We start from the raw sequence: 25,527 nt of genomic DNA on the forward strand, positions 1-25,527 counted from the left end.
GTAAATATTTAAGGGCTTTTATCTTTTCTGTAACAACCACATCTTTGATTGTATCAGCTTTTCCAATATCGGGTTCTATACCCGCAGATTCAATTAACGTTGATATACTACGAAGAGAATATTTTGCCGCTCTATCTACACTTGCGAGTCCTTCGGTAAGTATTCCAATTGTACCCCAGAGGCGATGAAAATTATCGTGGTCTCGAAGCGCTTGAATTTCATGAGTTCGAAAATCAAGATATGCTCCAAAAAGTGCCATTATTGCACCGCTTCGCATAAATGCGTCTGATGCTAACCCTTTATAATCAACATAAAAAGCAAAAATTGAAGGAATTGTTGCTACACAGAAAAGAAATGCATCGGTTACTACGCGACGATAGTAACTTTTCAAAAATTCAAGCATGATCAAAAAAAGAGAGATTGGGCTTTCATCACTGCATATCAATCTGGTAGTTGTTAACTAAGTATGGTGCGTTCCAACAGCCAATACCCCCCCGCCAGACAAGTCAATACAGAACCAACAGGCACCAAATATCGGCTGATTTTTTCTTTACCATGCAGCCACCAGATTAACGGCAAGACAACCGATGCCACGGTAATCTGCCCCAGTTCCACGCCCAGGTTGAAGGAAAACAGCGGCACCAAAATGCCTGTTTCGATAGACGAAATACCCATTTCCCTGAGCACGCCCGCAAAGCCGAAGCCGTGGATAAGGCCGAAGAAAAATGTCAGGATGCAGCGTTGCTGGGTGGTTACCTTATCTTTCCTGACGATGTTTTCCAGGCCGACATAAACGATAGTGGCGGCAATCAGCGGCTCAACGATGCTGCTGGGAATGTCGACGATATTCATCCCCGCCAATGCCAGCGTGATGGAATGGGCGATGGTAAAGAAAGTGATAATTTTGATTGCAGGCCAAAAGCTGCGGGTGACGACGAGCAGGGAAAATAGGAACAACAGGTGATCGTAGCCGGTGAGGATATGTTCCACGCCCAGTTTGAGGAAATCCACAAAGGGTGAGGTGGAATGGTTTTCCGTAACCGTTGGTGCGGCGTTAGTGTTCAGGTCGATCTCAAGGGTGTTGGCCTTTGGGGTCAACATTTTTTTGCCCAGTTCGCGGCCAGCCGCGTCTTTGACTGTGACGTATTCTTTATGGTCTGCCGGGAGTTTGTCTAATAACTTGGATTCAATACCAATGGACTCTTTGGGCGTGTCTGGGAAGTTTAATTCGATGGTGGTATTGTTTTGCTTGTCAAAACTTACCTTGTTTGTGGTATTGGCTTTGGTTTCAGTGCCATCTAACAGGATTTTTAACTCACTGGCGACATAATTGGCAACATGCGGTTTTGCTGCCTCCAGTTCGGCATCGGTCACGTCGGCATCGCCGTCGGTATCCATAGTCACAAAGGCTTCAATGTCTTGGCCGGCGAAAGTTACCTTAACGTCCAGCCCGTCCGGTTTGACGGTTATGTCGGTGGAGCTGAGTCCAGGCGGATGGGCAAGGGCCGGCTGCAGTTGGATGAGCAAAAAAATAAGGCTGGCTAATCTAATGTATTTCATAACAAGTTGCTTCCGTTCATAGTTCAGCAAGCTCATGACAAACGGGCTAGATGAGCTTGTAATAAGTGGATTCGACGAGTTGCCTTCATCCTGGGCTTGTCTAAGGACTGAATAAGGGATTCCTTAGTCATCATGCAATTCCGCCTTCGGGTGTTCGTCTATCAATAAGATTGGCAAGGCTACTGGCTATTTTGTCTGCGCATAAAACGGTAGGCCACGAAACCGATCAACGCTAAACCCACTGTGCCGCCAATCCCGATAGCAATATAAGTCCTGATGGGGTTTGCATCGGGATCAACCCCTACGTGCAGGGGAATCCTCAATTTATCTTCGTCAGATAGCGCTTCTTCGCCGCCCACCATCAGGTAAATGGCGTAATAGCCGTTCTTGTCCAACTGCGCTTGGGCTTCAACTGCGCCGCGCGGATACAGCTTGGCAGGGATTTCGGCTATGGTGCGAATGTCCTTGAAATTCTCGGCCTTGTCTTCATCGCCGCCGGTAAGTTCCTGCTCAACGATACGAATCCCGATGGGTGTTTGCCGCAATTCGTCGCCTACCACATCGGCAGTGAAGAATGCCGTGCCCGTTGTCGGTATGTTTTTGCAATAGGACCTGAACAGGGCCTTCCTGTCTTTTACGGTCATTTTCGTGTTGCTGTCATTGGCTGGTTTGATATACGCGCTGAAATAGACAGCGAAGAAGTCGGTGGCAACCAGGCAACCGACCGTCGCTTTGGTCATTTGTTGGGATGGGTTGTCGTTGTAGCCAGGACTTTCGCAAGCCGTTAATAGCAAGCTGCCGATAAACAACAAAAAAGCTAAGTGCGGATAAGGTAATTTCATGTAGGCGTTGCCTCGTAGGAATACGGTCTTATTATTATACGGAAGGGTCAATTAGGGCTTTTTTATGGTGAACTTGAATTTGCCCGTCACAATGTGCGTGTCCATGGACACGACGCGGTAACGCACGGTGTACGTATCCGGCGGCAATTCGGTTACCGTCGTGTAAAGATGCGATTGGTCGAAGGTTTCCTGTGCCGCATCTTTGTTGTCAACGCGTTTGCCTGCGCTGTTGATGACGGCCAGGGCCTTATATTCGCTGCCGACCTTGTCGTTAAACCAAGTGTCGACCTGCTTGGGCGATTCGGTAATCGTGCTGTCCGCCTCGGGCTGGGATTTTACCATAATGGCATGGGCAAAGATCGGCAGCGGTAACGCTAGGGTGGCAATAATTGCCGTATTTAACAGTAGCTTATAAGAATAAAAGTTATCGCATTGCATCATTGGTCGACATCCGGGAAAAACAATTGAGTAGGTTATCTAGGGTTTCCCATTATATAACCGATGGTGGGGGATGGTCAGTAAAACTTGGAAACTAAGGTTTCGTGACTAGGCGGAAGAGAGCCTGGCAACAGCCCTAGCCTGTATGGGTTTGTTAGATAAGCAAGGGCCTATTCAATGAGCTGCCAAGCCAATTGGCTGGGTTGTTTGTTGGGTTTTTCTGTCCACATGGCTAAGAACCCGGCTTTTGTTACGACCAGCCGAGGGTGGGTCGCCGCGTTTTTTGCGGCGGTTAAACGGACGGCAGTGAACCAGGTTAAGCCGCCATCTTCCGACTTTGCGTAAAAAATGCTGGTCCCGTCTGCTTCCATTTCATCCCATATAGCGATAAGTTTGCCATCAAGAACGGCAATATCGCCATGAATGGCTGCATCGCCCAATTTTCGCGGCGATGACCAGCTTTTGCCGTTATCGCCGGAATTCAAATAGTACAAGCCTGCCTTTTGTTCAAGGCCTGTCCAGACAACACTGTGCAATTGTTGGGGCTTGTCAGTGCCCGTATACGTCAACCCGCCGCCCACATGAGGGCAGCCGTCAAACTGCCAACCAAACTTGCCGACAGTACCGACCTGTTGCCATGCCTTGCCTTCATCCGATGTACGTAGTAGCGACATATCACGGGGTTTCATGTCACGGTAGAGAATGTTCAGTTCATTTTTCGGCGACAAGGCAAAGGTATTCCAGCAGCAGGAACAGGTTGAGCCATCTAATGTGGCGGCTTTATTCCACTGTTTGCCGCCATCAACGGAACGCGCATAACGTAGGCTTTGGTAGCCGTTTTCCTCGGGGTCTTCCAGCCATACGGCATGGAAATGTCCGTGTTGGTCGGCGATCAGGTCGGTATGCGATTGGTCGCCTGTATTGTTGATGGCGGGGTTAGTGCCTTTTGCCCAAGTGTTGCCGTTATCCTGGGAATATGCGCTCACCATCGGCCCCATGCCGGGCAGTTCCCCCTTGCCTTGCCAGGCGGCAAGCAAGTGGCTGCCTTGGGCCGCAAGCTGGATGTCATTGCCGCGACTGTTAATACTTACAGGGAACTTTGCCAGGATGACCGGAGCTAGCCAATTGCGCCCACCATCCTCAGAACGTGTATAACGTAAGGTGACTGGCTTATCGTTAACGGAACCCTTGCCGCCTGCGATGAGGTGAATGATGTCATTATCCACGTAGACGTCAAAGGTGGAAATGTCGTATAACCCGAAAGTCGATTTGGAATAGGCTGCGACGGTTGTCGGTTCGGCAGTTTCTTTTGTGGGTTCATCGGTACTTAAAAATGGGTCTGAGGAGCAACCATTGATTGTTGTGACTAGACACAGCAATAAAATGTAGGTTGGGTTAGTGTAACGTAACCCGACAATACGTTGAGAATGTTGGGTTACGCTGGCGCTAACCCAACCTACATAATTAAGGAAACTCTGAACAAGTTGATTCCGCTCATGGTTCGACAGGCTCACCACGAACGGAATCAACACCTTACCGTTCGTCCTGAGCTTGTTGAAGGGCTTGTTCAGAGAATCCTTAATAACTGTCGAGAACATAAAGCCTTAATTTAAAATTTTCTTGAAGCGGCTTTCGTAATCTTCCTGCGACAAAACCCCGCTGATGCCTTCCCGCTCATGCGTTTTGTCCAGGAAATAAGTCCTTGGCATTTCTCCATACCACTTGGGGTCAATTTCATAACGCAACTTTTGCGCGTTTTCATCGGCAAATAACCAATTTTCAAGCCCCGTGAGTTCATTTTTTGCCAGTATTTGCTGGATTTGCTCAGTCGCGGAGGCATCGTCCGTTGCCAACATGACCATGTTGATGTTCGGATGGGCCTTGTGCATCTTGTTCAATAAGGCCATATCTTTTAGGCAGGAAGAGCAGGTTATCGACCAGATCACCAGCATAAAGGGCTTGTTGGCATTGCTGTCCAGCAGTTGCTGGTAACTTCCGGGCGCAAATGGCTTTAGGGTTACTTGCTCAGCGCATGCTGGCAGTGCCGTAGCACAGGACAATAGAAAACAGGAAAAAATAAGGAATTTGCGTGGCATGTTGTACCTTGTGGTCATTGTCGGGTAACCGAGTTCGTTATCTTATTAGTTTACTGTCGATCAGGGTTAATGCAAACACTTAACGTAAGGCTTATTAAGGGGCAAGCAAATGGGATAGGAAAAACAAGCGATGGAATGAATGTAACGCCGGCAGGATAAGCGGGCATCCGCTGGATGCCCGTAAAATGTGAAGAAAACCTTTAAAATTTCGCCGTAAACCCTAAACGGAAGCTGACGGGCTCGACGGGGTGGAAATGGAAATCGTTGCCACTGAAAAATCCACCGCTATTGTTTGGGAACTGGGATTGGTAGAAATAAGTGATGCCATCATTTTTATTGTCAAAAATGTTGAACACTTCAGCCTGAAAGCTCAGGTTTTTGTTAACTTCGTAACCTAATTGGGCGGATACCAAAAAGGTAGAATTTGAACGTGCGCTATTGTCTTCTATTAATGGTCGTGGGCCGAAATAGCGCAGCCTAGGGCCGCCGAAGAAACCACCCCAGACATCGTGGAAAGTCGCACCCGCTGCTATCACCGTTTCGGCTGAATTTGGAATGTAGTTGCCTTCTGGCGCATTGCTTCGAAAACGGGAATGGGAGAAGCTAAAATCAGCATCGAAGGTTAACCAGTCGGTGGGTGAGTAGTAATTGGCAAACTCAAGGCCATAACGGCGACCGGGGCGGCTGGCTTCCGTCGTACCGGCATCGCCCACGAACACCAATTCGGAATCGGTGTCCAGCCACCAGATGGACAAGGTGCTTTGCAAACCTTTCACCCAGGTAGAACGCACGCCCACTTCGGCACTGTAAGTACGTACCAGGGGATTGGCGCGTTCAACAGGAGTGCCGCTTGCGGGGTCGATGCGAGTGTTGATGCCACGGGCATCGTTACTGTGATAGCCTAAGCCGCCATTGAGATAAAATTCGGTGTCTGCCCAAGGGCCAAAGACCAGGCCGAGTTTGGGGCTAACCAAGCCATCATAGCGTTCACCGTTATTGGCATTGACATTGCTGCCGCTGACATCAAAGCGAAAACCGTCGAAACGAACGCCTACGCTCGTGCGGAACCAGTCATTCCAACGGGTTTTGTTTTCAGCGTATGGGCTAAGGCTGGATTGCCAGATGAGATCCTGACGGGTAATGCCGTACTGCTGCTGGGCATGGGTTTTGGTCAGGGCGTTTTTGATGTTGTCATTGCGGAATTGCAAGCCAATGGTACTTTCGGATTCGGCACCGCCAATTTGGTGAAAAAAGGTATGGCTGGCTTTGAAGCCGGTCGTCCAGCGTTCATCAGGTTGGCCGAATTGGTCGCCGCAGGTGTTGAAAATGGCAGGGTTGAATTGGCCTTTGCCGAGTGCGTTATTTAAACCGCCGCAACCGTTAGGATTTGTGGTTGGGTTGTTGTCCAAGAAAAACGTAAAGTCCGAAAACAAATTCAGCTTGGAATACAAGCCATAAGCCATCAGCTTAGTTTCGCTGTCTGCATCCTGGCGATGCCATTCTGTCGTCAGGCTGTAACGCTGGCTGTTGCCGCCGTCGGTAGGGTCAAGCGGGGCAAACCGATCGACAAGCCCGCTGGCTACCGCCTTTCTGGGGATTTGGTCGGTGGATTTCCAATCGGATTGTGTCGCCATAGCGGTGACGCTCCAGCCGTGGTCGCCGTGTTCTTCGCTATAACGCAGTACGCCGTTAAATTTCAGGTAATCATTGCCGACTGTCCAGGGGCCGTTATTGTGGATGCTTTCTGCACCATATAAAAGATTGCCTTCCCCTAGTTGATGCGAGCCTGCCACTAAGCCACGGTAATAATCAAAGCTGCCGCCGGTAAATTTGGCGATATTTTGTGGCAGTTGCCTGAAGTATTGGATATTGGCCGAACCGGTGCTGGAAAAATCCCCATTCTCCGCAAAGTTGCTGCCTTTTTTATAATCCAGGGTTTCTATCAATTCGGGAATCAGGAAATTGGTGTCCGTCCAGCCCTGTCCGTGCGAATGGGACACCATGTTGACCGGCACGCCGTCAATTTGGGTCAAGAAATCGGTGCCGTGGTCGAGGTTAAAGCCCCGCAGGAAATATTGGTTGGCCTTGCCTTCGCCGCTGTGCTGGGTGGCGATCAGCCCCGGTACCGTCTCCAGCACTTCCCCCGGTCGGCTTATAGGGCGATATTTTAGCTGGGCTTGCCCGACATGGCCTTGCGATGCGCTGTCTGCAATTTTTATCAGGGAATCGGCGCGTTCCTTCGCAGTGACGACTATTTCTTCAAGTTCTACAGAATCTTTTTTGTTGGCTTTCGACTTGGCTTTAACCGTTGTTTTGGTTGATCCTGTCGTGGAGATTTCTGTCTCCTGGGCATGGACATTACTGCCAAGAAAGCAAGCAAATGCGAGCGTCACTAGACGAGCGGCCGCTATGCCAGTGCCATGCAGCAGCGAGGTGGCAAGCACAAAGCCTAGGGTATAAGAAACCAAACTAGCCGAAGCCGATATTTCCTGGCCATGCACATAGCCGTGAAAAAATGCAAAGAAGGCGACAATCAGCACATTCATACGGGTCGTGAAACGTACTTTTCGGGCGATGAATACACTGAACACCATGCCGGAAAGAAAGATCATAACTTCTACGCTGGGAACGGCAAAACTGGCTGCACCCGCTAAACCGCCTAGGCTCATGACACTAATGAACGTGAGGGGCAACAGCCATACGGCTTGACCACGCAATTGAGCAGCCCAGATACCCACTGCAATCATGGTGAGCAGATGATCCCAGCCTTGGAGCGGATGATGAAAGCCATTGCTCCAATCGCCGCTGATGGTAATTGCCATCAATGGAATTTTAACGAGTGAGAAGGTAAGTAGGGCAAGCAATCCCAAAAGAAATAGGTACTTTTGCGGATTAACCCCTAAAAGCCCCGATTTATTGTTCTTGTTTTGCATCGGATTCCTCAATGAGTGAATTATTTAAAATAACAGGCAAATAACGGTGGGTATGATAGCAAATTTTATTCTCTTACAGTTCCTTTGATTTTTGGCAGAGGCTGCCGTTAAAGGCTTTGGGCCTCATGGTGGGCTTTCATGGCCGAAATTTATTTTCCGGTAATTAAAAAAAAATTGAAAACGTGATAGAATCGCGCGCGGTAATTTTTAGAATTGACCAAAACAACGCTATACAACACAAAATGAGGATTAGTCCAATATGAAAAACTTAAAAATAATCGTACTTTCTTCCCTGATCGCTTTGGCTATGGGCGCTTTTTCTTCTGCTGCCATGGCGGAAGCCGGTGAAGGCCGTATTTCTTATGCCCCTGCCGATGCTATCGATTTGATGATTGGCGAGCTTAAGAAAGCTAAAGTTGCAGTCGCTGAAGGCAAATCAGGTGATGAAGTCTACAAACTCATCAAGCAAAGCATGGATTACGGTAAAGATGTGAATGCGAATGATGTTGTTGACAGAGAACGCTCACGCGCTAACGAAACAATTAAGAAAGCAAGGGGCATGGCTAAGTCAAACCAAATGACCGGGATTGATGAACACTTGGATAAGGCTATCCAACAACTAGAACACATGAAGACTTTAATCTAAACACTTCCTGTAGTTCAGTGGCTTCCAGCCCTTTTATTCCAATATAATTTAAGGGCTGGAGTTTTCAATACCGGTTAAAACAGTTACAAAATCAATAAAGCCCAAGCTGTAACTGGGCAACTTCCGACATCATCTCGCGTGACCACGGCGGATCTAACGCCAATTCAACATCCACACTGGCAACGCCGGGCAAGGCGCGGATTGCTTTTTCCACATCGCCTTGGATGACAGGCCCCATGCCGCAACCAGGGGCGGTTAATGTCATGATGACATGGACATCGTTCAGGTCGGGATTTGTCTTCGACGGACTTACACTACAATGATAAACCAAGCCTAGATCGACAATATTGACCGGAATTTCAGGGTCGTACACGGTTTTCATCACCTCCCAGCAGTTGTTTTCTACCGCTTCGGCGCTGGTTTCCGACACTAAGGTATGAAGCTGGTGATGCTCCTTACCTAAGGCATCCGCGTCTACGCTGGCGATACGTACCATGGTTCCGTATTGTGTGACGACGGTATAATTATTGCCCAATGCTTGGTGGATGGTCACGATTTCCCCTTTGGTCAGGATGCTGGTAAAGCCATCAGGCACAGTGACCACGTTCACGTCACGGGTTAGAACGACATCTTCTCTTTCGGCCATAATAATCGGTTACATATTAAAGGTACGGGCATCAACCATTTGTCCGGTTACGCCCACGCTTTGTTTGCCAAACAAGTACAAATAGACGGCATCCAGTGCTTCCATTTTGGGCAATTTGCCCTTATCTTCCGCCGGATAAGCCCGTTTTCTTAAGGGTGAGTCAATAGGGCCGGGAATAAGGGTATTGACCCGGATTTTGTTGAAGGATTCCAATTCTTCGGCAAGAATTTTCGCCAAGCCTTCCAGCGCAATCTTGGAAACCCCGTAAGCACCGGAATAAGCGACGGCAGACCGCACAGAAGAATCCGAGGTGAAGACGATGGCGGCATGTTCACTCTTTTGTAAGACGGGCAATAACACCCTATTAAGCAAAAATGGCGCATTCAGGTTGACATTTAAGGTATGTCCCCAGTCTTTAGTGCCGAGTGTGGCCAATGGCGTGAATCCGCTGAATTCCACTGCGGAATGCAACACACCTTGCAGGGAGCCATATTTTTCCTCGATGTTATTGGCCAATTCCTGGTATTCGGTTTCGTTGGCGCCTGCCAAATCAAAGGGGTATAGGATGGGTTCGGGTGCATGGCTAGCCTTGATGGCATCATAAACTGCTTCCAGCTTAGGGATGTTTTTATCCAGCAAAATGATTGTCGCACCCTGCCTTGCCAAGGCCAGTGCGGCGGTGCTACCCAATCCGCCGCCTGCTCCAGTGATTAAGATGACGTGGTTAGTGAGGGGCATGGTAGATGGTTTTCAAGTTCACGCAAGAAAAGGTCAAGCGAAAGAATTTAAACCTGTTGTTGCTAGCCTTCACGTTTAAAAGCGGCGATGTAATTGACATCAATATCTTTGCCAAGGCTGAATTGTTTGGTGAACGGGTTGTACTCAATGCCCACCATGCCTTGTAATGCCAAGCCGCAAGCGCGGGCAGATTGCGATAATTCCGAAGGCTTGATGAATGTCTTGTAATCGTGCGTGCCTTTAGGCAGCATTTTAAGCAGATGTTCGGCGGCGACAATTGCCAGCACGTAGGCTTTGGGTTTACGGTTAAGGGTGGAGAAAAACACCATGCCGCCTGGTTTTACCAATGTCGCGCAGGCATTGATGATAGAACCTGGGTTGGGTACATGTTCCAGCATTTCCATACAGGTGACATGGTCGAAACTTTCCGGTTGTTGGCTTGCCAGATCTTCTGCGCTAATTTTTTGGTAGTGTACCGTAATGCCTGATTCTAAGCCATGCAGGTCGGCGATATCAATCAAGTCTTCGCTCAGGTCAATGCCCGTCGCATCGGCACCGTGCCTGGCGAGTTCTTCCGTCAAAATGCCGCCGCCACAGCCGACGTCAACGTATCGCTGCCCTTCAAGTTGGGCATAACGCTGGATGAATTCCAAACGCAGGGGGTTGATGTCGTGCAGGGTCCTGAATTCACCCTGCGGATCCCACCAGCGTTCTGCCATTGCGCCGAATTTATTGATTTCGCCAGGATGTACGTTAGTGGTGGGAGTCATATTTAAAATCAATCTAATAGTTGGGATAGTTTACTATATCGCCTAGTTATAAGCCATTTGTGATGGGTTTGTCGAACCCTGGACAGGATTCGCTTTTCAGGGTAACCTCAAATCGATTTTCGTCCTCAAGTATAGCCTTGCGGGTTTTCGACTTGCCACAACCAAGTGTCAGCAATCATATTCTCCAGGTTTTTTTCCGCTTTCCAGTTTAATTCTTTGAAAGCCAGGTCGGCGTTGGCGAAACACTCGGCCAGATCGCCCGCCCTTCTTGGGGCGATCTTGTAATTGACCTTTTTGCCAGTGACCCTTTCAAACGTCTCTATGATCTCAAGGACGCTATAGCCCCTGCCTGTGCCCAGGTTATACGCATTACACCCTCCCCATTTGAATTTTTCACCTTCCAAGGCTGCAATAGCTTGGATATGGCCTTTGACTAGGTCAACAACGTGTATGTAATCCCGGATACCCGTACCGTCACGGGTCGGGTAATCATTGCCGAATACGGACAGTTGTTCCAACTTGCCGATAGCGACTTGGGAAACATAAGGCATGAGGTTGTTGGGTATGCCATTGGGGTCTTCGCCGATCTTGCCGCTTTCGTGTGCGCCTATCGGATTGAAGTAGCGTAATAAGGCAATTTTCCAGGAAGCCTTGGCTTTTGCGATATTATCTGCCGCAGATAGATCCCTTAACATGTCCTCAATCATCGCTTTTGAACGACCATAAGGATTGATGGCTCCTAAAGGGAAATTTTCGGAATATTGGGCCTGTTTGGATTCGCCATAGACAGTTGCGGAGGAGCTGAAAACCAGTCGCTTCACGTTGGCATTGCTCATCACATCAACAAGAACGAGAGTGCCGTAAACATTGTTATGGTAATAGTTTAGCGGTTGCTCGCAAGATTCACCGACAGCTTTTAGGCCGGCAAAATGGATGACCGTTGATATGGCCTCTTTGGTAAAAATATCAGTTAAGGCCTGTTTGTCGCGGATATCGGCTTGGTAAAAAGAAATCGATTTTCCGGTAATCGCCTGCACCCGTTTAATTGACTCCATTTTACTGTTCGACAGGTTATCGACTACGACGACCCGGTAACCCGAGTCCAATAATTCCACGCAAGCATGGCTGCCAATATAGCCAGCACCGCCCGTTACTAATATTGTATTCACCATGCCTTTGTTCCTTACTTAGTTAGTTAGTTAGTTATGTATTAAACTACCTGTTTTAGGTTGTTGGTGGAAGCATTTCATTAAATCTATTGTTATTGAACGGAATGATTTTGTGTATATCGACACAATTTTACCCATAAAAAAAGGCCTGTGTCGTGAAAACACAGGCCTTTGTTGAAAATCGATAAAAATTTTAACGTTTCGAGTATTGAGGACGCTTTCTGGCCTTGTGCAAGCCGACTTTCTTACGTTCTACGACGCGTGAATCGCGGGTCACATAACCGGCCTGTCTGAGTGCTGGCCGTAACGTTTCGTCATATTCCATCAACGCACGACTCAAGCCGTGGCGAATTGCGCCTGCTTGTCCAGATGGGCCGCCGCCTTTTACGAACACGTTGACATCAAATTTGGTTTCCATGTCGACGCACTGCAGGGGTTGTCGAGAGACCATTTGATCAGTTTTACGACCGAAATAATCTTCAATCGATTTGGTGTTGATCGTAATTTTTCCGGTGCCTTTAGTCGCGTAAACCCGTGCTATCGCACTTTTACGACGGCCTGTTCCATAATATTGAGCTACTGCTGCCATGGTCTTCCTGCTTAAATGTCTAAAACTTTCGGCTGTTGGGCCTGATGGTCGTGTTGAGGGCCGGCATAAACTTTCAATTTCTTGAACATGGCGCGACCTAGCGGATTGTTGGGTAACATGCCTTTAACCGCCGTGTTAAGGATACGGTCTGGAAAGGTTTTGCGTAATTTGCCCAAGTTAACAGTCTTGAGATTACCGATATAGCCAGTGTGATGCTGATAAAGCTTGTTTTTTTCTTTGGTGCCGGTGACACCAATTTTTTCGGCATTGACGACTATGATGTAATCCCCGGTATCTACATGGGGGGTGTATTCAGGCTTGTGTTTGCCACGGAGGCGGAGTGCAATCTCAGATGCCAGCCGACCCAAGGTCTTGCCTTCTGCGTCCACTACATACCAATCGCGCCTTACTTCTGCGGGCTTTGCACTAAATGTTTTCATCGTTACTTTGTCTTGCTGTCAAAAGCTCAAAAAAAGAAGCGGAATTTTACTCAAAATTTATATATTTTACAAGTTTATTTGCCGCGTTAAAGAATTAGACGAATTACAATGTGCCTATCACAATTCATAACTTGATGTTCAAGGAATGCAATTTGCGGTAAAGATGGGTGCGTTCGATTCCTACGGCAGCGGACAATTTTGCAACACTGCCGCCTGATAACTCAAAATGATATTCGAGGTAAGCTTTTTCAAATTGGTCTCTTGCGTCTTTCAAGGGCAAGTTATAATAATCCGGTAACGAAACTGAAGGTATTGAATCGCTTATGATCGTTCCTAGAGCCGATTTTACTTCATCCAGTTCAATTTCTTCGCCTATACCCAAAATCATTAATCGTTGGACCAGGTTTTTTAGTTCCCTGACGTTGCCACGCCAACTGTAATTGCGTAAAAAATTTTGTGCAGCCATGGAGAATTTCCTGAACGGCAACTTGTCATGACTGACAAAATAATCAACATAAAAACTTAATAAGCTTGGGATATCTTCACTATGGCTTCTAAGCGGTTGAATCTCCAAGGTGACTTCGTTTAGCAAATAATAAAGGTCATGGCGAAAACGTCCTGATTTGACCTCATCCGCCAGGCCTATCCGGGTTGATGCCAGTACACGCACATCCACGCGGACTGCCTCGCTGCCGCCGACGCGCAGAAATGAGCTAGATGCCAGGGCGCTAAGCAATCTGAGTTGGGTTTCTTGATCCATTCCAGCGATTTCACTCAGGAATAAGGTTCCGCGATTTGCCCGTTCCAGAAGTCCCGGAAAAACCCTGCCATCGTGTTCCTTGCCAAAAAACTCCACGGCGGCATTTTCCGGTGCAATGCTTCCCACAGAAACATCGACAAAAGGGCCGTCTCGTCGGGCGCTGTTATTGTGCAGGTAACGTGCATATAATTCTTTGCCGACACCCGCTTCGCCTACAAATAACACACGGGCATCATGTTGCGCCAGGCGTTTGATTTGGTCTTTGGTTCGGGCGACAGTGGCGCTTTTGCCGACGGGTTCTATATCAGTCACTAATTGTTGTTTAAGTCCAGCGTTCTCCTTTTGCAAGTTACTTGCTTCCAATGCCCTGGATACGACCAATAGCAGTTTCGCCATCGACAACGGCTTTTCCAGGAAATCATAGGCACCAAGTTTAGTGGCTTCCACGGCGGATTCCACAGAGCCGTGGCCTGACATCATGATAACTGGGCACAGCAAGGAATCCTCGGCAACCCATTCTTTCAACAAGGTAATGCCGTCCGTGTCGGGCATCCATATATCCAGCAGTATCAGGTGCGGGTTAATGGAGCTCTTCAACGCCCGCGCTTCGGTTGCGTTTTCGGCTGTTGTGACTTCATAACCTTCATCTTCGAGAATTTCACACACCAAACGGCGAATTTCCGGCTCATCATCTACTACTAACAGGCGAGGTGTTTGATCTTTCATAGTCGTTACGCTTCTATTAAGTTAAACGGCGGGAAGTTGAATTATAAATCCCGCACCTATTTTGCGGCGGGTATCTACCCAGATTGAACCGCCGTGCTCCTCAATGATTTTTTTGACAATCGCCAATCCCAAACCGGTGCCTTTAGCCTTGGTTGTGACATAGGGTTCAAAAATTTGTTCAATTTGTTCCTCGTTAATGCCGGGGCCGTTGTCATAAAAAGCACACTCGATGAAATCGGAATAATTCTTCTGTACTCGATAAAGTTGTATGTCGATGACACCCTCTCCGTTGATGGCTTCCAGGGCATTGATGACCAAATTATGGACGACTTGCCTAATGCTGACGGGATCGCCTTTGATTAACAACGCGCCGGCTTCATAGTCAGTGTTAAATTTTATCCCAGGCTTTATTGGGTACAATGCTAACACTTCTTGCACTAACACCGCTAAATCTAAATCAGTGGTTTGCTTTTTGGCGGGTTTGGCGTACTGGGAGAAATCGTCCACCATTTCTTTTAGTGCTTCCACTTGTTGCACAATAGTTCGAGTGGATTTTTGCAAAATTTCGGCATCGTTAGTGTCCAGTTTTGCCGCTAACTTTACCTGTAACCGCTCTGCTGACAATTGGATGGGGGTCAACGGATTTTTGATTTCGTGCGCCAGCCGTCTCGCCACTTCGCCCCAAGCCGCACTTTTTTGCGCCTGGATCAAGTCCGTTACGTCGTCAAACACGACAACCGCGCCCACCCGTTGCCCTTCCTGGGAAAATAGCGGCGTTCCCCGGCACAACAATTCTTGCCGGCCATTAGGCCCTAAAAATGCAATCCGCTGTTGCCAAATATCGTCGGCCTGCTCCAGCAAGCGCTGGATGGATTGTAAGGGTTCAGACAAGTCTTTGTAGATCTCAACAAGTTCCAATAACGTCTGGCCGATAAAGTGGTTAACATGAATATGAAAAATCCGGTAAGCAGCCTGGTTCGCCGTGCGGATTTTGTAGGCCGTATCGAAACTAATGACACCCGCCGTTAAATTGGCAAGTATCGTTTCCAGGTAAGCCCGTTGATTTTCCACCTCAAAGCCCGCCCGCCTGCTTTCATCCCGCGCTTCGCCAATACGTCGCGTCATCACATTGAAGGATTCCACCAGAAACCCTAAGTCATCTTGTGCGATGACGGGTAACTGCTGGTCATACAGCCCTGATGCGACGGCCTGGGTGCCTTTGACAAGATCTTTTACTGGCGCAACCATATTGCGGATGCTGATGAAGGCGACCCAAATAGCTGCCAGCAAGCTCATCAGCAGGACGAGGGATAAGGTCAAAGAAAAGCTCCGTTTCAGGGAATTCCTTAAAAAATTCATTTCCCGGTAGCGGAGGAAGGCAAATTCCACAGAATCTGCCAAATCGGCCATCCTTACCGGAACCGGGTACAGTGCCTGTAAATAGTTCGGTTCCTGGCCTTTGATGACAACAATTGCCCGTATCATTAACTCGTTTTCCCGCACCGACGCCAGTGCCACATAGTCATTGTTGTTGCGGAGTTGCAAGCGAACGAGCTCATCGGGCAAACTGGGCAGAATATCCCCGGGATTAATGCTGCTGGAGGCAATAATGCGGCCTTGCTTGGAAAAAAGCGTGACTTCGGACGCGCCTGAAAGTATCAGCAGGTTTTCAATTTCCAAAGTTGCCATTGTTTCAGATGAATAATCAAGGTTTTCGGCTAACTGCTGGGTTTGCCTTAAATGCCAACGCATACGTTGGTCTAGGGCGGCTTGGCTGAGTTCAAGGGAATCTTCCATCGCCCGGTCAATTTCGACATTGAACCAGCTATCGATGCCTTGATGCAAAAATTGCATGGAAAAATAGAACACGATGGCAGCCGGAGCCAATGCGAGCAAGACAAACAGCGAAACCATTCGGGTAGTCAGCTTAGAACCCGCTTCACGTTTTTTTAATTGCCGGACTAAGGAGTATATGTTTGCCCCGACCAGCCCCAGTAAAATGACGGAACCCAGGGCATTAATCAACAATAGCCATGAAGACATTGCGTTCAATTCTGAGGATTCCTGTTGGGCTGAGCTCATCAATTGCAGCGACAACAAGATCAAGCCAAACAAAATGGCGACAGAGACCCCAATAGGCAGCTTTATTTTTTTAAGGGCCATAGGTACCAATCACTGGACAGAAACCATTGTGAATTTGTATATGCAATAGGGCGCAAAGGGAGTGGCAAGGCATCCCGCTCAAACGTAATTTTCATTCCGGCAACATAGGATTCTTTATCGGAAATTTTAATTTTTTCGATGAGCCGGTAATCACGTAGCGTTGACAACAAATCCAATGCGGCTTGGAGTGTGGAGAAATTATCTACGGAGCCGTTGCTCTCATTGCTGACCCGATACATTTTCAACAAGGCGTGGTACTGGATGCGGTAGCGGAAACTTTTTTCGACGAGCGTGTTATCCCAAAGAAAATCACGGTGCTTTCGAATCCTGAACTGATAGGTCCAGTACAGTGAAACGCCATTATTTAAGGCCTCTATCGCTTTTTCGCTCAATTGGTAATCGATGTCGGCTGTCAGTACGTAATCGTCTCCTAACAAGGACGTTTCCGCATTTTTTATTATAACCCCAGTATTGCCCGGATAAGCCAGTGCAGGCGTCAGGAACAGCAGGGAACACAGGACAATGGTCGCCTTATTGCTTAATGAGCCGCGCATAATAAAAGCCATCCATTGAAGATTCACCTGTCAAAACCTGCCTTCCAACTTCACAAGGGACGCCCCATCCATCGTCCGCTATGAGGCATTCTATAGCATCGTCATGGGATGATAAAAAATCTTGCAACTGTTGTTCGTTTTCCTGTTTTAGCACGGAGCAAGTCGCATAAAGCAGCATTCCGCCGCTTGCCAATAAAGGCCAGACCGCGTTCAGGATGGTAAGTTGCAGGATTGTCAATGCGGCAATATCCGTCTCCCGTCTTAATAATTTTATGTCCGGATGACGGCGGATTACCCCCGTTGCCGAACACGGCGCATCCAGTAAGATACGGTCAAAAGGTTTGCCGTCCCACCAGCCGTCGGGTTTAGTGGCATCCCCCACAATTAATGTGGCTTGCAGGTTTAATCGTCTCAAGTTGTCATTGACGCGCAGCATCCTGTTTTCGTCAATATCGACAGCGACCAATTGACCCACATCGGGATGCCTCTCTAAAATGTGCGCGGTTTTTCCGCCCGGTGCGGCGCAAACATCCAGCACCCGATGTCCCGGTTGTACATCAAGCAGATGTGCCGCCAATTGTGCCGCGCCGTCTTGCACGGATACCCAACCGTCGGCAAATTTGGGCAAGGCTTCGATAGGCGCAGGTTTGTCCAGGATAATTCCATCAGGGCAAAAGCTAACCGTTTGTGCCGATAAGTCGTGATCCGCCATCAACCGGAAATAGTCCTCCCTGTTGGTTTTAGTCAGGTTCACCCGCAAGGCCATAGGCGGCGGCTGGTTGTTTTCATGCAGGATCGTTCCGGCTTGTTCCGGCCAATCGCGTTCAATCTGCTTAATCAACCAGTCGGGATGGCTTAAAGCGGCTGTTTTTACGTTGTCAGCCTGTCGTTCAAGTTCATCCTGCCGTCTAAGATAATTCCTCAGCACCCCATTGATCAATGCCCTAGCCCAAGGCAGATTGCGTGCAGCTTGTACGGTTTCCGAGACGGCAGCGTGGGGTTTTACCCGCATATAGTTGAGTTGGTAAAGGCCAATCAATAGCAACGCTTTCACCTCCAAAACCTTTAATGGCTTTTCTATCAATATATTCAAGATGAAATCTAGGCGGTGATAGGTTCGGCACACGCCATAACAGATGGCTTGTACAAAGGCTTTGTCCTGGTTGGATTCAACGGCCTTGAGGTCGTTATCCAACGCCGTCGTCAAAGACTGGCCTTCTTGCAGTACCCGTGTAATAGCGCGGGCGGCAACCCATCTCGTGTTCAAAATGAAATCAACCGAGTTTTACTCCGTGTGGGCGGTGCGAATTCAGGAATGACTGGACAGGCAGCCGCTTTCCCCCAGGCAATTGGATTTCATGCAAGCGTAACAGGCCGTCTCTGGTCGCCACATCCAGTGTTTTGTGTGTGCAGATGACGGTACCAGGATCGGCCTTGTTGTCGGCGGCTATCGGTTCGGCTTGCCAAATCCGTAAGACCTCGCCCTGATAATGTGTTTGCGCGACCGGCCAGGGATTAAGACCCCTTACATTCCTTGCCAATTGCACCGCCGATTGTGTCCAATCCAGTTCGGCTTCGTTTTTGCTCAGTTTCTCGGCATAAGTGACGAGGCTTTCATCCTGAGTTTCAGCCATTACTATCCCCGACTCGATTTGGCCCAGTACCTTTTCCAAGCCTATAGCACCGAGTGCCGCCAGTTTTTCGTACAAAATTCCGGAGGTATCTTGTGGGGTGACCGCACATTCTTCCTTGTGCAACATATCGCCTGCATCAAGCTTATGGATAATCCGCATGATAGTTACGCCCGTCTTTTTGTCGCCAGCCATGACCGCACGTTGGATCGGTGCTGCGCCACGCCAGCGCGGCAACAACGAGCCATGGACATTGACACAGCCAAATTTGGGGATATCAAGGGCGGCTTGGGGAAGAATCATGCCATAAGCGACTACCACCATAAGCTCGGGGTTAAGGTCGCGCAGTTGCTGCAAATCCGCTTCTGACTTCAGGCTGAGCGGCTGAAATACCGGAGTCCCCGCGCTCAAAGCCAGTTCTTTGACCGGGCTGGGTTGCAGTTTGCGGCCTCGTCCCGCAGGGCGGTCAGGCTGGGTATAGACAGCGCAAACGTCATGTTTTGATGCCAATAACAGTCGTAGGCTGGGGACAGCGAAGTCGGGCGTTCCCGCAAAAATGATCCGCACTTAGTTTTGTTCCAGTTTGTGGAGTTTCTCCAACTTTTTTTTGATACGCTGCCGTTTGAGGGAGGAAATATAATCCACAAACAACTTGCCTTCCAAGTGGTCCAGTTCGTGTTGCACGCAAACCGCCAGCAACTCGTCGGCTTCAAACTCAAACGGACGGCCTTCCTTATCAAGCGCTTTCACTTTGATACGTTCGGCACGTTTGACCGTTTCAAAAAAGCCGGGTACGGACAAGCAGCCTTCTTCAGACTCTTCCACGCCGTCTTTTGCAACAATTTCTGGATTAATTAAGCACAAAGGTTTATCTTTCTCTTCGCTGACATCAATGACGACGATGCGCTGGTGGACGTTGACTTGGGTTGCGGCCAAACCGATCCCTTTGGCCAAATACATGGTTTCCAGCATGTCATCGACCAATTTTTTGATTTTCCCATCGACAACCTGAACGTCAACCGCTTTTTTACGCAAGCGTTCGTCAGGAAATTCGAGAATAGTTAAAACGCTCAACAAACTCTCCACTATAATTTAGTTAATACTGGAATTCTATATGAATTCATCTAAACTTTGAATTCATAATGATTAAAAAGACACCACGGGAATACGCTATGGTTTTTAGAACACTTTCAGGATTAATAGTTGCTTTGGGCATCAATGCATCAGTGTGGGCCATCGAGACGGCTCCAATATCCATTAATCCGTCCCATCCCAATCAATATACTGTTGTTGAAGGCGATACCTTGTGGGACATCTCTGGAAAGTTTCTCAATCATCCTACCCAATGGCCGCAATTGTGGAGTTACAACGCCCAGATCAAAAACCCACACCTTATTTATCCGGGCGACACGGTTTATTTCTCTATCGTGGAGGGCAAGCCACGGTTGAGCTTTAGCAAGGATAGCGGCGCATATAGCCGGAATGCGCCGGATTCGGGTGCATTGGCATCGGATGGCACTTGTGTGGTCAGTGAAGAAGATATCCACAATGGTCGTACCAGTTTTGCGATGGCGCAAGGCGGTAAGCTGTCGCCGTGCATACGGGAAACCGGCATAAAACAAGCGATCAGGTTGATCCCTACGGAAAATATTGCCAAGTTCTTGTCTTCCCCCAAGGTAGTCAGTGCCAATGAACTGAATACCGCGCCTTACGTGGTCGATTTTGCCGGCGAACATCTGATGGCAGGTAGTGGCGACAAGCTTTATGTCCGCTCCCTTATTGACCCGGAAAACGTGTCGTACACAATCTACCGGGCGGGCAATGTCTTTAAAAGACCTGAAACTGGTGAGATCTTGGGCTACGAAGCCAAATATGTTGCAGACTCCACGCTACAGCAGGAAGGCGATCCGGCTACCGTCGTTATTGACAAATCGGTCTATGAAATCGTTATCGGCGACCGGCTCATGCCTAAGCCCAATGAGCAGTTCACCTTGAATTATTTTCCAAGGCCGCCAGAAGAGAGCATTAAGGGTAGCATCCTAAGCGTACTTGACGGCGTAAACCAGATCGGAAAATTCAATGTGGTGGTGATAGATAAAGGCACACAAGACGGCTTATTGCCTGGACATGAACTGGATATTTATAGGCGTGGACGGGTTACCCGTGACACTTACAGTGTCGTCAAGAATGACCAAGTGAAACTGCCGGATGAAATTGCAGGCACTTTGATGGTTTTCCGTCCCTTTGAACGTGTGAGTTACGCTTTGGTGATGAAAGCCAGCCAAGCGATCCACGTCCTTGATAAAGTCCAAACTCCCTGAATACATCCGAAACAGGACGAAGCAAGGATATCAAATACTGGCTTGCGCTGTTGCGTACGCCAGGTTTTGGGGGACGGACTTTCCTCAAACTGCTGGAAACCCACACACCATCCCAGTTATTTTCAGAATCTAATGCGGCGCTATCCGCATTAGGGCTGAAAAGCGATATTATCGAATCAATTAAAAAGCCAGATTGGGCGCTGATAGATAACGACCTCGCCTGGCTGGATCAAGACAACAATTCCGTCATCACGCTTTTTGATTCCATTTACCCCGCGCAACTTAAAGAAATTGCCGATCCGCCGCCGCTTTTGTTCGTGCGGGGCAATCCAGGATTGCTGTCATTGCCTCAAATCGCTATGGTCGGCAGCCGAAATCCCTCGGCATCAGGCATGGAAACCGCTACAGCCTTCGCCAAGACCTTAAGCCTGCACGGATTTGTCATTACCAGCGGTTTGGCATTAGGAATAGACGCCGCCAGCCACCGAGGTGCGCTTAACGCCAAGGGCTATACCATCGCGGTCGCCGGAACGGGCCTGGATCGCATTTATCCGGCTCGACATATTGACCTGGCGATCGAAATCGTCAATACCGGTGCGATGGTATCCGAATTTCCGCCCGGTACCTTGGCAAAAGCCAACCATTTTCCCAGGCGTAACCGCATCATCAGTGGATTGTGCCAAGGTTTGCTGGTGGTTGAGGCCGCTAAAGAAAGCGGTTCGTTGATTACCGCCCGGATGGCACTGGAACAAAACCGTGAAGTTTTTGCCATCCCCGGTTCTATCCATAACCCGCTGGCACGCGGTTGCAATGGCTTAATCCGAGAAGGTGCGAAACTGGTCGAAACCACCCAGGATATACTGGAAGAATTTCATCAATATATTCAACAAGATGAAAAAAATTATACCGCCACCTTGCAAACAACACTTGACCTGGAGCAACAAACACTATTGAATCGCGTCATGTTCAGCCCAACATCTATCGATAAATTGGTTGAAGACAGTGGACTGACGGTCGAAATACTGTCATCCATGCTATTGATTTTAGAGTTGCAAGGTTATGTTGAGACGAATGCCGGTGGCTGTTATACCCGTTTGAAATAAATCAAAAAATTATGAAAGAAACAATTTTCGATGTCCTTATGTATCTTTTTGAACATTATATGGAGGATGAGCTTGAGATTCTCCCAGACAGTGATAGCGTCAGGACAGAACTGTTGGCAGCGGGTTTTGAGCAGGTCGAAGTCAATAAGGCTTTCGTTTGGTTGGAGTCACTGAGTTTACAGCGCGCCATAAAACCGACCATCCCTACGTCATTCCGCATTTTCAGTACTGAAGAACAAGCCAAGTTGGACTTGGAATGCCGCGATTTGCTGATGTTCCTAGAGCACTGCGGTATTTTGAATTCGACCAACAGGGAAGTCGTCATTGACCGCGCCTTGGCACTGGAAGACGAAGAATTGACCATAGAAAAGCTCAAATGGATCGTGTTGTTGGTGCTTCTTAGCCAACCGGACGAAGAAATTGCTTTTTCACGAATGGAGGACATCGTTTATGACCTCGTGCCAACTTACCTGAACTGAAACTAACAGAACAACCCGTCCCGCTCGCCATGTTGATCGAATGAGCAAGAATCTCGTCATCGTAGAATCCCCGGCCAAAGCCAAAACCATCGAGAAGTATTTAGGCAAAGACTTCCATGTCTTGGCTTCCTACGGTCATGTCCGTGATTTGATTCCCAAGGAAGGCGCCGTCGATCCCGACAACAACTTCGCCATGAAGTACGAGGTCATAGACCGAAACCAGAAGCACGTCCAAAATATCAGCAAGGCACTTAAATCCGCCGATGCCCTTTATCTTGCCACCGACCCTGACCGTGAAGGCGAAGCCATTTCCTGGCATTTATACGAACTGCTCAAGGAAAAAAATCTCCTGAAAAACAAACCGGTACATCGGGTTGTGTTCCATGAAATCACTAAGAAAGCGGTCACAGAAGCCATTGCGAACCCCGCTGAGCTCGCCATCAATTTAATCAATGCACAACAAGCGCGGCGGGCGTTGGATTATCTGGTAGGTTTCAAGTTGTCGCCGCTATTATGGAAAAAAATACGTCGGGGTTTGTCCGCAGGGCGTGTGCAAAGTCCGGCTTTGCGGATGATCGTCGAGCGCGAACTGGAAATCGAAGCCTTTAAGACTCGCGAATATTGGACGATTGATGCCGCATTGACTGCGGAGGAGCAGGCATTCAAGGCAAAACTGACCCATTTTGACGGCGAAAAGCTCAGCCAGTTCAGCATTACCAATGGTGAGTTGGCAGAAAAAACAAAGCAAACCTTATTGGATGCTGCTGACGGTCAGTTAGTCGTCAGCAAGCTGGAAAAAAAGCAGCAAAACCGTAACCCTGCCCCACCTTTCATTACCTCAACCTTACAACAGGAAGCCTCACGTAAACTGGGTTTCACCACCAAGCGCACCATGATGGTTGCCCAACAATTGTATGAAGGCATTGATATTGGTGGGGAAACAGCAGGCTTGATTACCTACATGCGTACGGATTCCGTGAACCTGTCTGTGGAAGCGGTTCAAGAAATGCGCACCCTTATTGCGGAAAATTATGGGGCAGATAATGTCCCTAAAGAACCTCGACTGTTTAAGACCAAGTCCAAAAACGCCCAGGAAGCGCATGAAGCGATACGGCCTACGTACCCGCGTTATTTGCCCAATCAGATTAAGGCCCATCTGAGTGCGGAGCAATTCAAGCTCTATGACCTGATCTGGAAGCGCACGATCGCTTGCCAGATGGCCCATGCTGTCCTTAACTTGGTCGCCGTTGATTTGACTTGCGGCGATGGTAAGCACGTTTTCCGGGCAACGGGTTCCAGCATTGCCAAACCCGGATTCATGGCGGTCTACCTGGAAGGTAAGGACGACAGCAAAGAAAGCGACGATAAGGAAAGTTTTTTACCGAATATGGAAGAAGGCCGTCCGGTCAAACTTAATGACATCATCGCCGGACAACATTTTACCGAGCCGCCGCCGCGTTACGGCGAGGCCAGCTTGGTCAAATCGCTGGAAGAACATGGCATAGGCCGCCCGTCCACCTATGCTTCCATTATATCGACTTTGCAGAACCGCGAATATGTCACGCTGGACAACAAGCGTTTCCGCCCGACGGATGTCGGCAGGATCGTCAACAAATTCCTGACCGACCATTTCACCAAGTACGTGGATTACGATTTCACCGCCAACCTGGAAGATGAACTGGACGCAGTATCGCGCGGCGAACTGGACTGGATTCCATTGATGAGCAAGTTCTGGAAGCCGTTCAGCAGCTTGATTATCGAAAAAGAAGAGCAAGTCCAACGCAAAGATGTCACCCAGGAGGCGATTGATGAACAATGCCCGCTCTGTGGCAGCCCTTTATCCATCCGTTTGGGTCGAAATGGGCGCTTTATCGGTTGCACCAACTACCCGGAATGCTCTTATACCCGCAACCTGAATGACGATGCTGCCGCCAGCACGGCAACTGAAACCGTGGAAGGCCGTGTATGCCCTAGCTGTGAATCGCCTTTGGTTTTTAAGGTCGGGCGTTACGGCAAATTTATCGGCTGTAGCGCATACCCTAAGTGTAAGCACATCGAACCATTGGAAAAACCGCAGGATACGCACGTTGATTGCCCACAGTGCAAAAAAGGCAGTATCCTCAAACGAAAATCCCGAAATGACAAGGTGTTTTATTCCTGTTCTGCGTACCCCAAATGTAGCTATGCACTTTGGGATGCGCCCATACATGAAAGCTGCCCTGAGTGTCATTGGCCTATTCTTGTGGTCAAACAAACCAAATCTCGTGGTGTGGAAAAAGCTTGCCCACAAAAAGATTGTAAATACGCTACACCGTACGAAGGCGACCCAGCCGATGTGCAAGGGCCTAAGGAGTCGGCGGCTTGATTGTCAGGGTTTAAATCAAACTGATGCACAGGTTTTATGGCAATCTAAACAAATGTGTATACCGTTAAAAAGCCCGCAACCACGAGCATAGTCAGCGAACCCAAAAACAACACGTCGATGATCTTGACCAGACGGCTAATCCGTGATGAATGCAGTAATCGCATAGCAAAAAACACCAAGTAACAAACAATAACAAAACCAAGCGCGGAAAATATATATAAATCGTCGGTAAAGGTATCTAATCGGGTGTTTTCCGGTTTGATATTCATGATGCCGACTAAGGCAAGACTAATCCCTGCTAACGTACCACTGTTTGAGAGTATGGCTAACAGTATTTCTCGGGTTTCAGTAATATCGGTTGTGTCTTTAAGCATGTAGGATTTTTCCCGGTTGTAGAGGGGTAATATAAAAGCATTGATGTTTAGCGTATTTTACGCGTTAGCCATAAGAAAATCCGATTGTAGCTAGGGGCTGTTCTCATTTAAGCCAAATCAACACGCTGGCCAAGCTCAGCATAGTCATATAGTTGACCGCCAGCCGTTCGTATCGGGTGGCGAC

General features: G+C 48.4%; 25 protein-coding genes. 5 read left to right on the forward strand and 20 right to left on the reverse strand.

From position 1 onward, the window contains the following. From MGMO_RS11260 to MGMO_RS11290, 7 genes are all read right to left on the reverse strand, one after another. The coding region (locus tag MGMO_RS11260; RefSeq protein WP_036307684.1) for a hypothetical protein at positions 1-403 on the reverse strand (403 nt) is incomplete at its 3' end. A gap of 53 nt (positions 404-456) precedes the next feature. After that, on the reverse strand, positions 457-1,560 hold the full coding sequence (locus tag MGMO_RS11265; RefSeq protein WP_036307696.1) for a HupE/UreJ family protein: 1,104 nt from the start codon (positions 1,558-1,560) through the stop codon (positions 457-459). A gap of 179 nt (positions 1,561-1,739) precedes the next feature. Then, the gene (locus MGMO_RS11270; protein ID WP_023495178.1) at positions 1,740-2,402 is read right to left on the reverse strand and encodes a hypothetical protein; all 663 of its coding nucleotides are present in this window, start codon (positions 2,400-2,402) and stop codon (positions 1,740-1,742) included. A 51-nt stretch (positions 2,403-2,453) separates the two neighbouring features. Beyond that, complete coding sequence (locus MGMO_RS11275) at positions 2,454-2,843, reverse strand: copper resistance CopC family protein (protein WP_023495179.1); 390 nt, start codon at positions 2,841-2,843, stop codon at positions 2,454-2,456. Between the two features lie 167 nt (positions 2,844-3,010). Then, entirely contained in the window at positions 3,011-4,438 is a 1,428-nt protein-coding gene (locus MGMO_RS11280) for a sialidase family protein (RefSeq protein ID WP_023495180.1), read from the reverse strand. A gap of 6 nt (positions 4,439-4,444) precedes the next feature. Continuing rightward, a complete protein-coding gene (locus MGMO_RS11285; RefSeq protein WP_023495181.1) occupies positions 4,445-4,936 on the reverse strand; it encodes a TlpA family protein disulfide reductase in 492 nt (163 codons plus the stop codon). Positions 4,937-5,136: 200 nt separating this feature from the next. Continuing rightward, a complete protein-coding gene (locus tag MGMO_RS11290; protein WP_023495182.1) occupies positions 5,137-7,869 on the reverse strand; it encodes a TonB-dependent receptor domain-containing protein in 2,733 nt (910 codons plus the stop codon). A gap of 259 nt (positions 7,870-8,128) precedes the next feature. Here MGMO_RS11290 and MGMO_RS11295 point away from each other — a divergent pair, with 259 nt between their 5' ends. Next, a complete protein-coding gene (locus tag MGMO_RS11295; RefSeq protein ID WP_023495183.1) occupies positions 8,129-8,515 on the forward strand; it encodes a hypothetical protein in 387 nt (128 codons plus the stop codon). 91 nt (positions 8,516-8,606) lie between these two features. Here the strand turns inward: MGMO_RS11295 and sufT are convergent, their stop codons facing one another. From sufT to def, 12 genes are all read right to left on the reverse strand, one after another. Further along, positions 8,607-9,161, reverse strand: coding sequence for a putative Fe-S cluster assembly protein SufT (gene sufT / locus MGMO_RS11300; protein WP_023495184.1), 555 nt, complete (start codon positions 9,159-9,161; stop codon positions 8,607-8,609). A 9-nt stretch (positions 9,162-9,170) separates the two neighbouring features. Next, positions 9,171-9,899 carry an SDR family NAD(P)-dependent oxidoreductase gene (locus MGMO_RS11305; RefSeq protein WP_023495185.1) on the reverse strand — a complete coding sequence of 243 codons (729 nt, stop codon included), beginning with the start codon at positions 9,897-9,899 and terminating at the stop codon, positions 9,171-9,173. A 62-nt stretch (positions 9,900-9,961) separates the two neighbouring features. After that, on the reverse strand, positions 9,962-10,669 hold the full coding sequence (gene ubiG / locus MGMO_RS11310) for a bifunctional 2-polyprenyl-6-hydroxyphenol methylase/3-demethylubiquinol 3-O-methyltransferase UbiG (RefSeq protein WP_023495186.1): 708 nt from the start codon (positions 10,667-10,669) through the stop codon (positions 9,962-9,964). A 125-nt stretch (positions 10,670-10,794) separates the two neighbouring features. After that, the gene (galE, locus tag MGMO_RS11315; RefSeq protein WP_023495187.1) at positions 10,795-11,841 is read right to left on the reverse strand and encodes a UDP-glucose 4-epimerase GalE; all 1,047 of its coding nucleotides are present in this window, start codon (positions 11,839-11,841) and stop codon (positions 10,795-10,797) included. 190 nt (positions 11,842-12,031) lie between these two features. Further along, positions 12,032-12,427, reverse strand: a complete 396-nt coding sequence (rpsI, locus tag MGMO_RS11320) for a 30S ribosomal protein S9 (RefSeq protein WP_023495188.1) — start codon at positions 12,425-12,427, stop codon at positions 12,032-12,034. An 11-nt stretch (positions 12,428-12,438) separates the two neighbouring features. After that, complete coding sequence (gene rplM / locus MGMO_RS11325; RefSeq protein ID WP_023495189.1) at positions 12,439-12,867, reverse strand: 50S ribosomal protein L13; 429 nt, start codon at positions 12,865-12,867, stop codon at positions 12,439-12,441. Between the two features lie 124 nt (positions 12,868-12,991). Then, positions 12,992-14,353 (reverse strand): sigma-54-dependent transcriptional regulator, encoded by a 1,362-nt coding sequence (locus MGMO_RS11330; RefSeq protein WP_023495190.1) that lies wholly within the window; start codon positions 14,351-14,353, stop codon positions 12,992-12,994. A gap of 21 nt (positions 14,354-14,374) precedes the next feature. Continuing rightward, positions 14,375-16,516: a sensor histidine kinase gene (locus MGMO_RS11335; protein ID WP_023495191.1), complete on the reverse strand. Its 2,142-nt coding sequence runs from the start codon at positions 16,514-16,516 to the stop codon at positions 14,375-14,377. Beyond that, complete coding sequence (locus tag MGMO_RS11340; protein ID WP_235557273.1) at positions 16,498-17,082, reverse strand: DUF4390 domain-containing protein; 585 nt, start codon at positions 17,080-17,082, stop codon at positions 16,498-16,500. The genes MGMO_RS11335 and MGMO_RS11340 overlap by 19 nt, the downstream gene beginning before the upstream one ends. After that, positions 17,048-18,337 (reverse strand): 16S rRNA (cytosine(967)-C(5))-methyltransferase RsmB, encoded by a 1,290-nt coding sequence (gene rsmB / locus MGMO_RS11345; RefSeq protein WP_023495193.1) that lies wholly within the window; start codon positions 18,335-18,337, stop codon positions 17,048-17,050. Before rsmB ends, MGMO_RS11340 begins: the two co-directional genes overlap by 35 nt. Before the next feature lie 7 nt (positions 18,338-18,344). Then, complete coding sequence (fmt, locus tag MGMO_RS11350; protein ID WP_023495194.1) at positions 18,345-19,268, reverse strand: methionyl-tRNA formyltransferase; 924 nt, start codon at positions 19,266-19,268, stop codon at positions 18,345-18,347. Next, complete coding sequence (def, locus tag MGMO_RS11355) at positions 19,269-19,775, reverse strand: peptide deformylase (RefSeq protein ID WP_023495195.1); 507 nt, start codon at positions 19,773-19,775, stop codon at positions 19,269-19,271. Between the two features lie 98 nt (positions 19,776-19,873). On the opposite strand from def, the gene MGMO_RS11360 reads away from it, so the two are divergent. From MGMO_RS11360 to topA, 4 genes are read left to right on the forward strand one after another with little or no spacing between them, the layout of a single operon-like run. Continuing rightward, the gene (locus tag MGMO_RS11360; protein ID WP_023495196.1) at positions 19,874-21,022 is read left to right on the forward strand and encodes a LysM peptidoglycan-binding domain-containing protein; all 1,149 of its coding nucleotides are present in this window, start codon (positions 19,874-19,876) and stop codon (positions 21,020-21,022) included. 50 nt (positions 21,023-21,072) lie between these two features. After that, entirely contained in the window at positions 21,073-22,125 is a 1,053-nt protein-coding gene (gene dprA / locus MGMO_RS11365) for a DNA-processing protein DprA (protein ID WP_023495197.1), read from the forward strand. An 11-nt stretch (positions 22,126-22,136) separates the two neighbouring features. Beyond that, complete coding sequence (locus tag MGMO_RS11370) at positions 22,137-22,604, forward strand: DUF494 domain-containing protein (RefSeq protein ID WP_023495198.1); 468 nt, start codon at positions 22,137-22,139, stop codon at positions 22,602-22,604. Positions 22,605-22,644: 40 nt separating this feature from the next. Then, the gene (gene topA / locus MGMO_RS11375) at positions 22,645-24,969 is read left to right on the forward strand and encodes a type I DNA topoisomerase (protein WP_023495199.1); all 2,325 of its coding nucleotides are present in this window, start codon (positions 22,645-22,647) and stop codon (positions 24,967-24,969) included. A 44-nt stretch (positions 24,970-25,013) separates the two neighbouring features. Here topA and MGMO_RS11380 read toward each other — a convergent pair whose 3' ends face one another. Then, complete coding sequence (locus MGMO_RS11380; protein WP_023495200.1) at positions 25,014-25,343, reverse strand: hypothetical protein; 330 nt, start codon at positions 25,341-25,343, stop codon at positions 25,014-25,016. Positions 25,344-25,527: the final 184 nt, after the last annotated feature.

The organism is Methyloglobulus morosus KoM1 (assembly GCF_000496735.2).
GTDB lineage: Bacteria > Pseudomonadota > Gammaproteobacteria > Methylococcales > Methylomonadaceae > Methyloglobulus > Methyloglobulus morosus.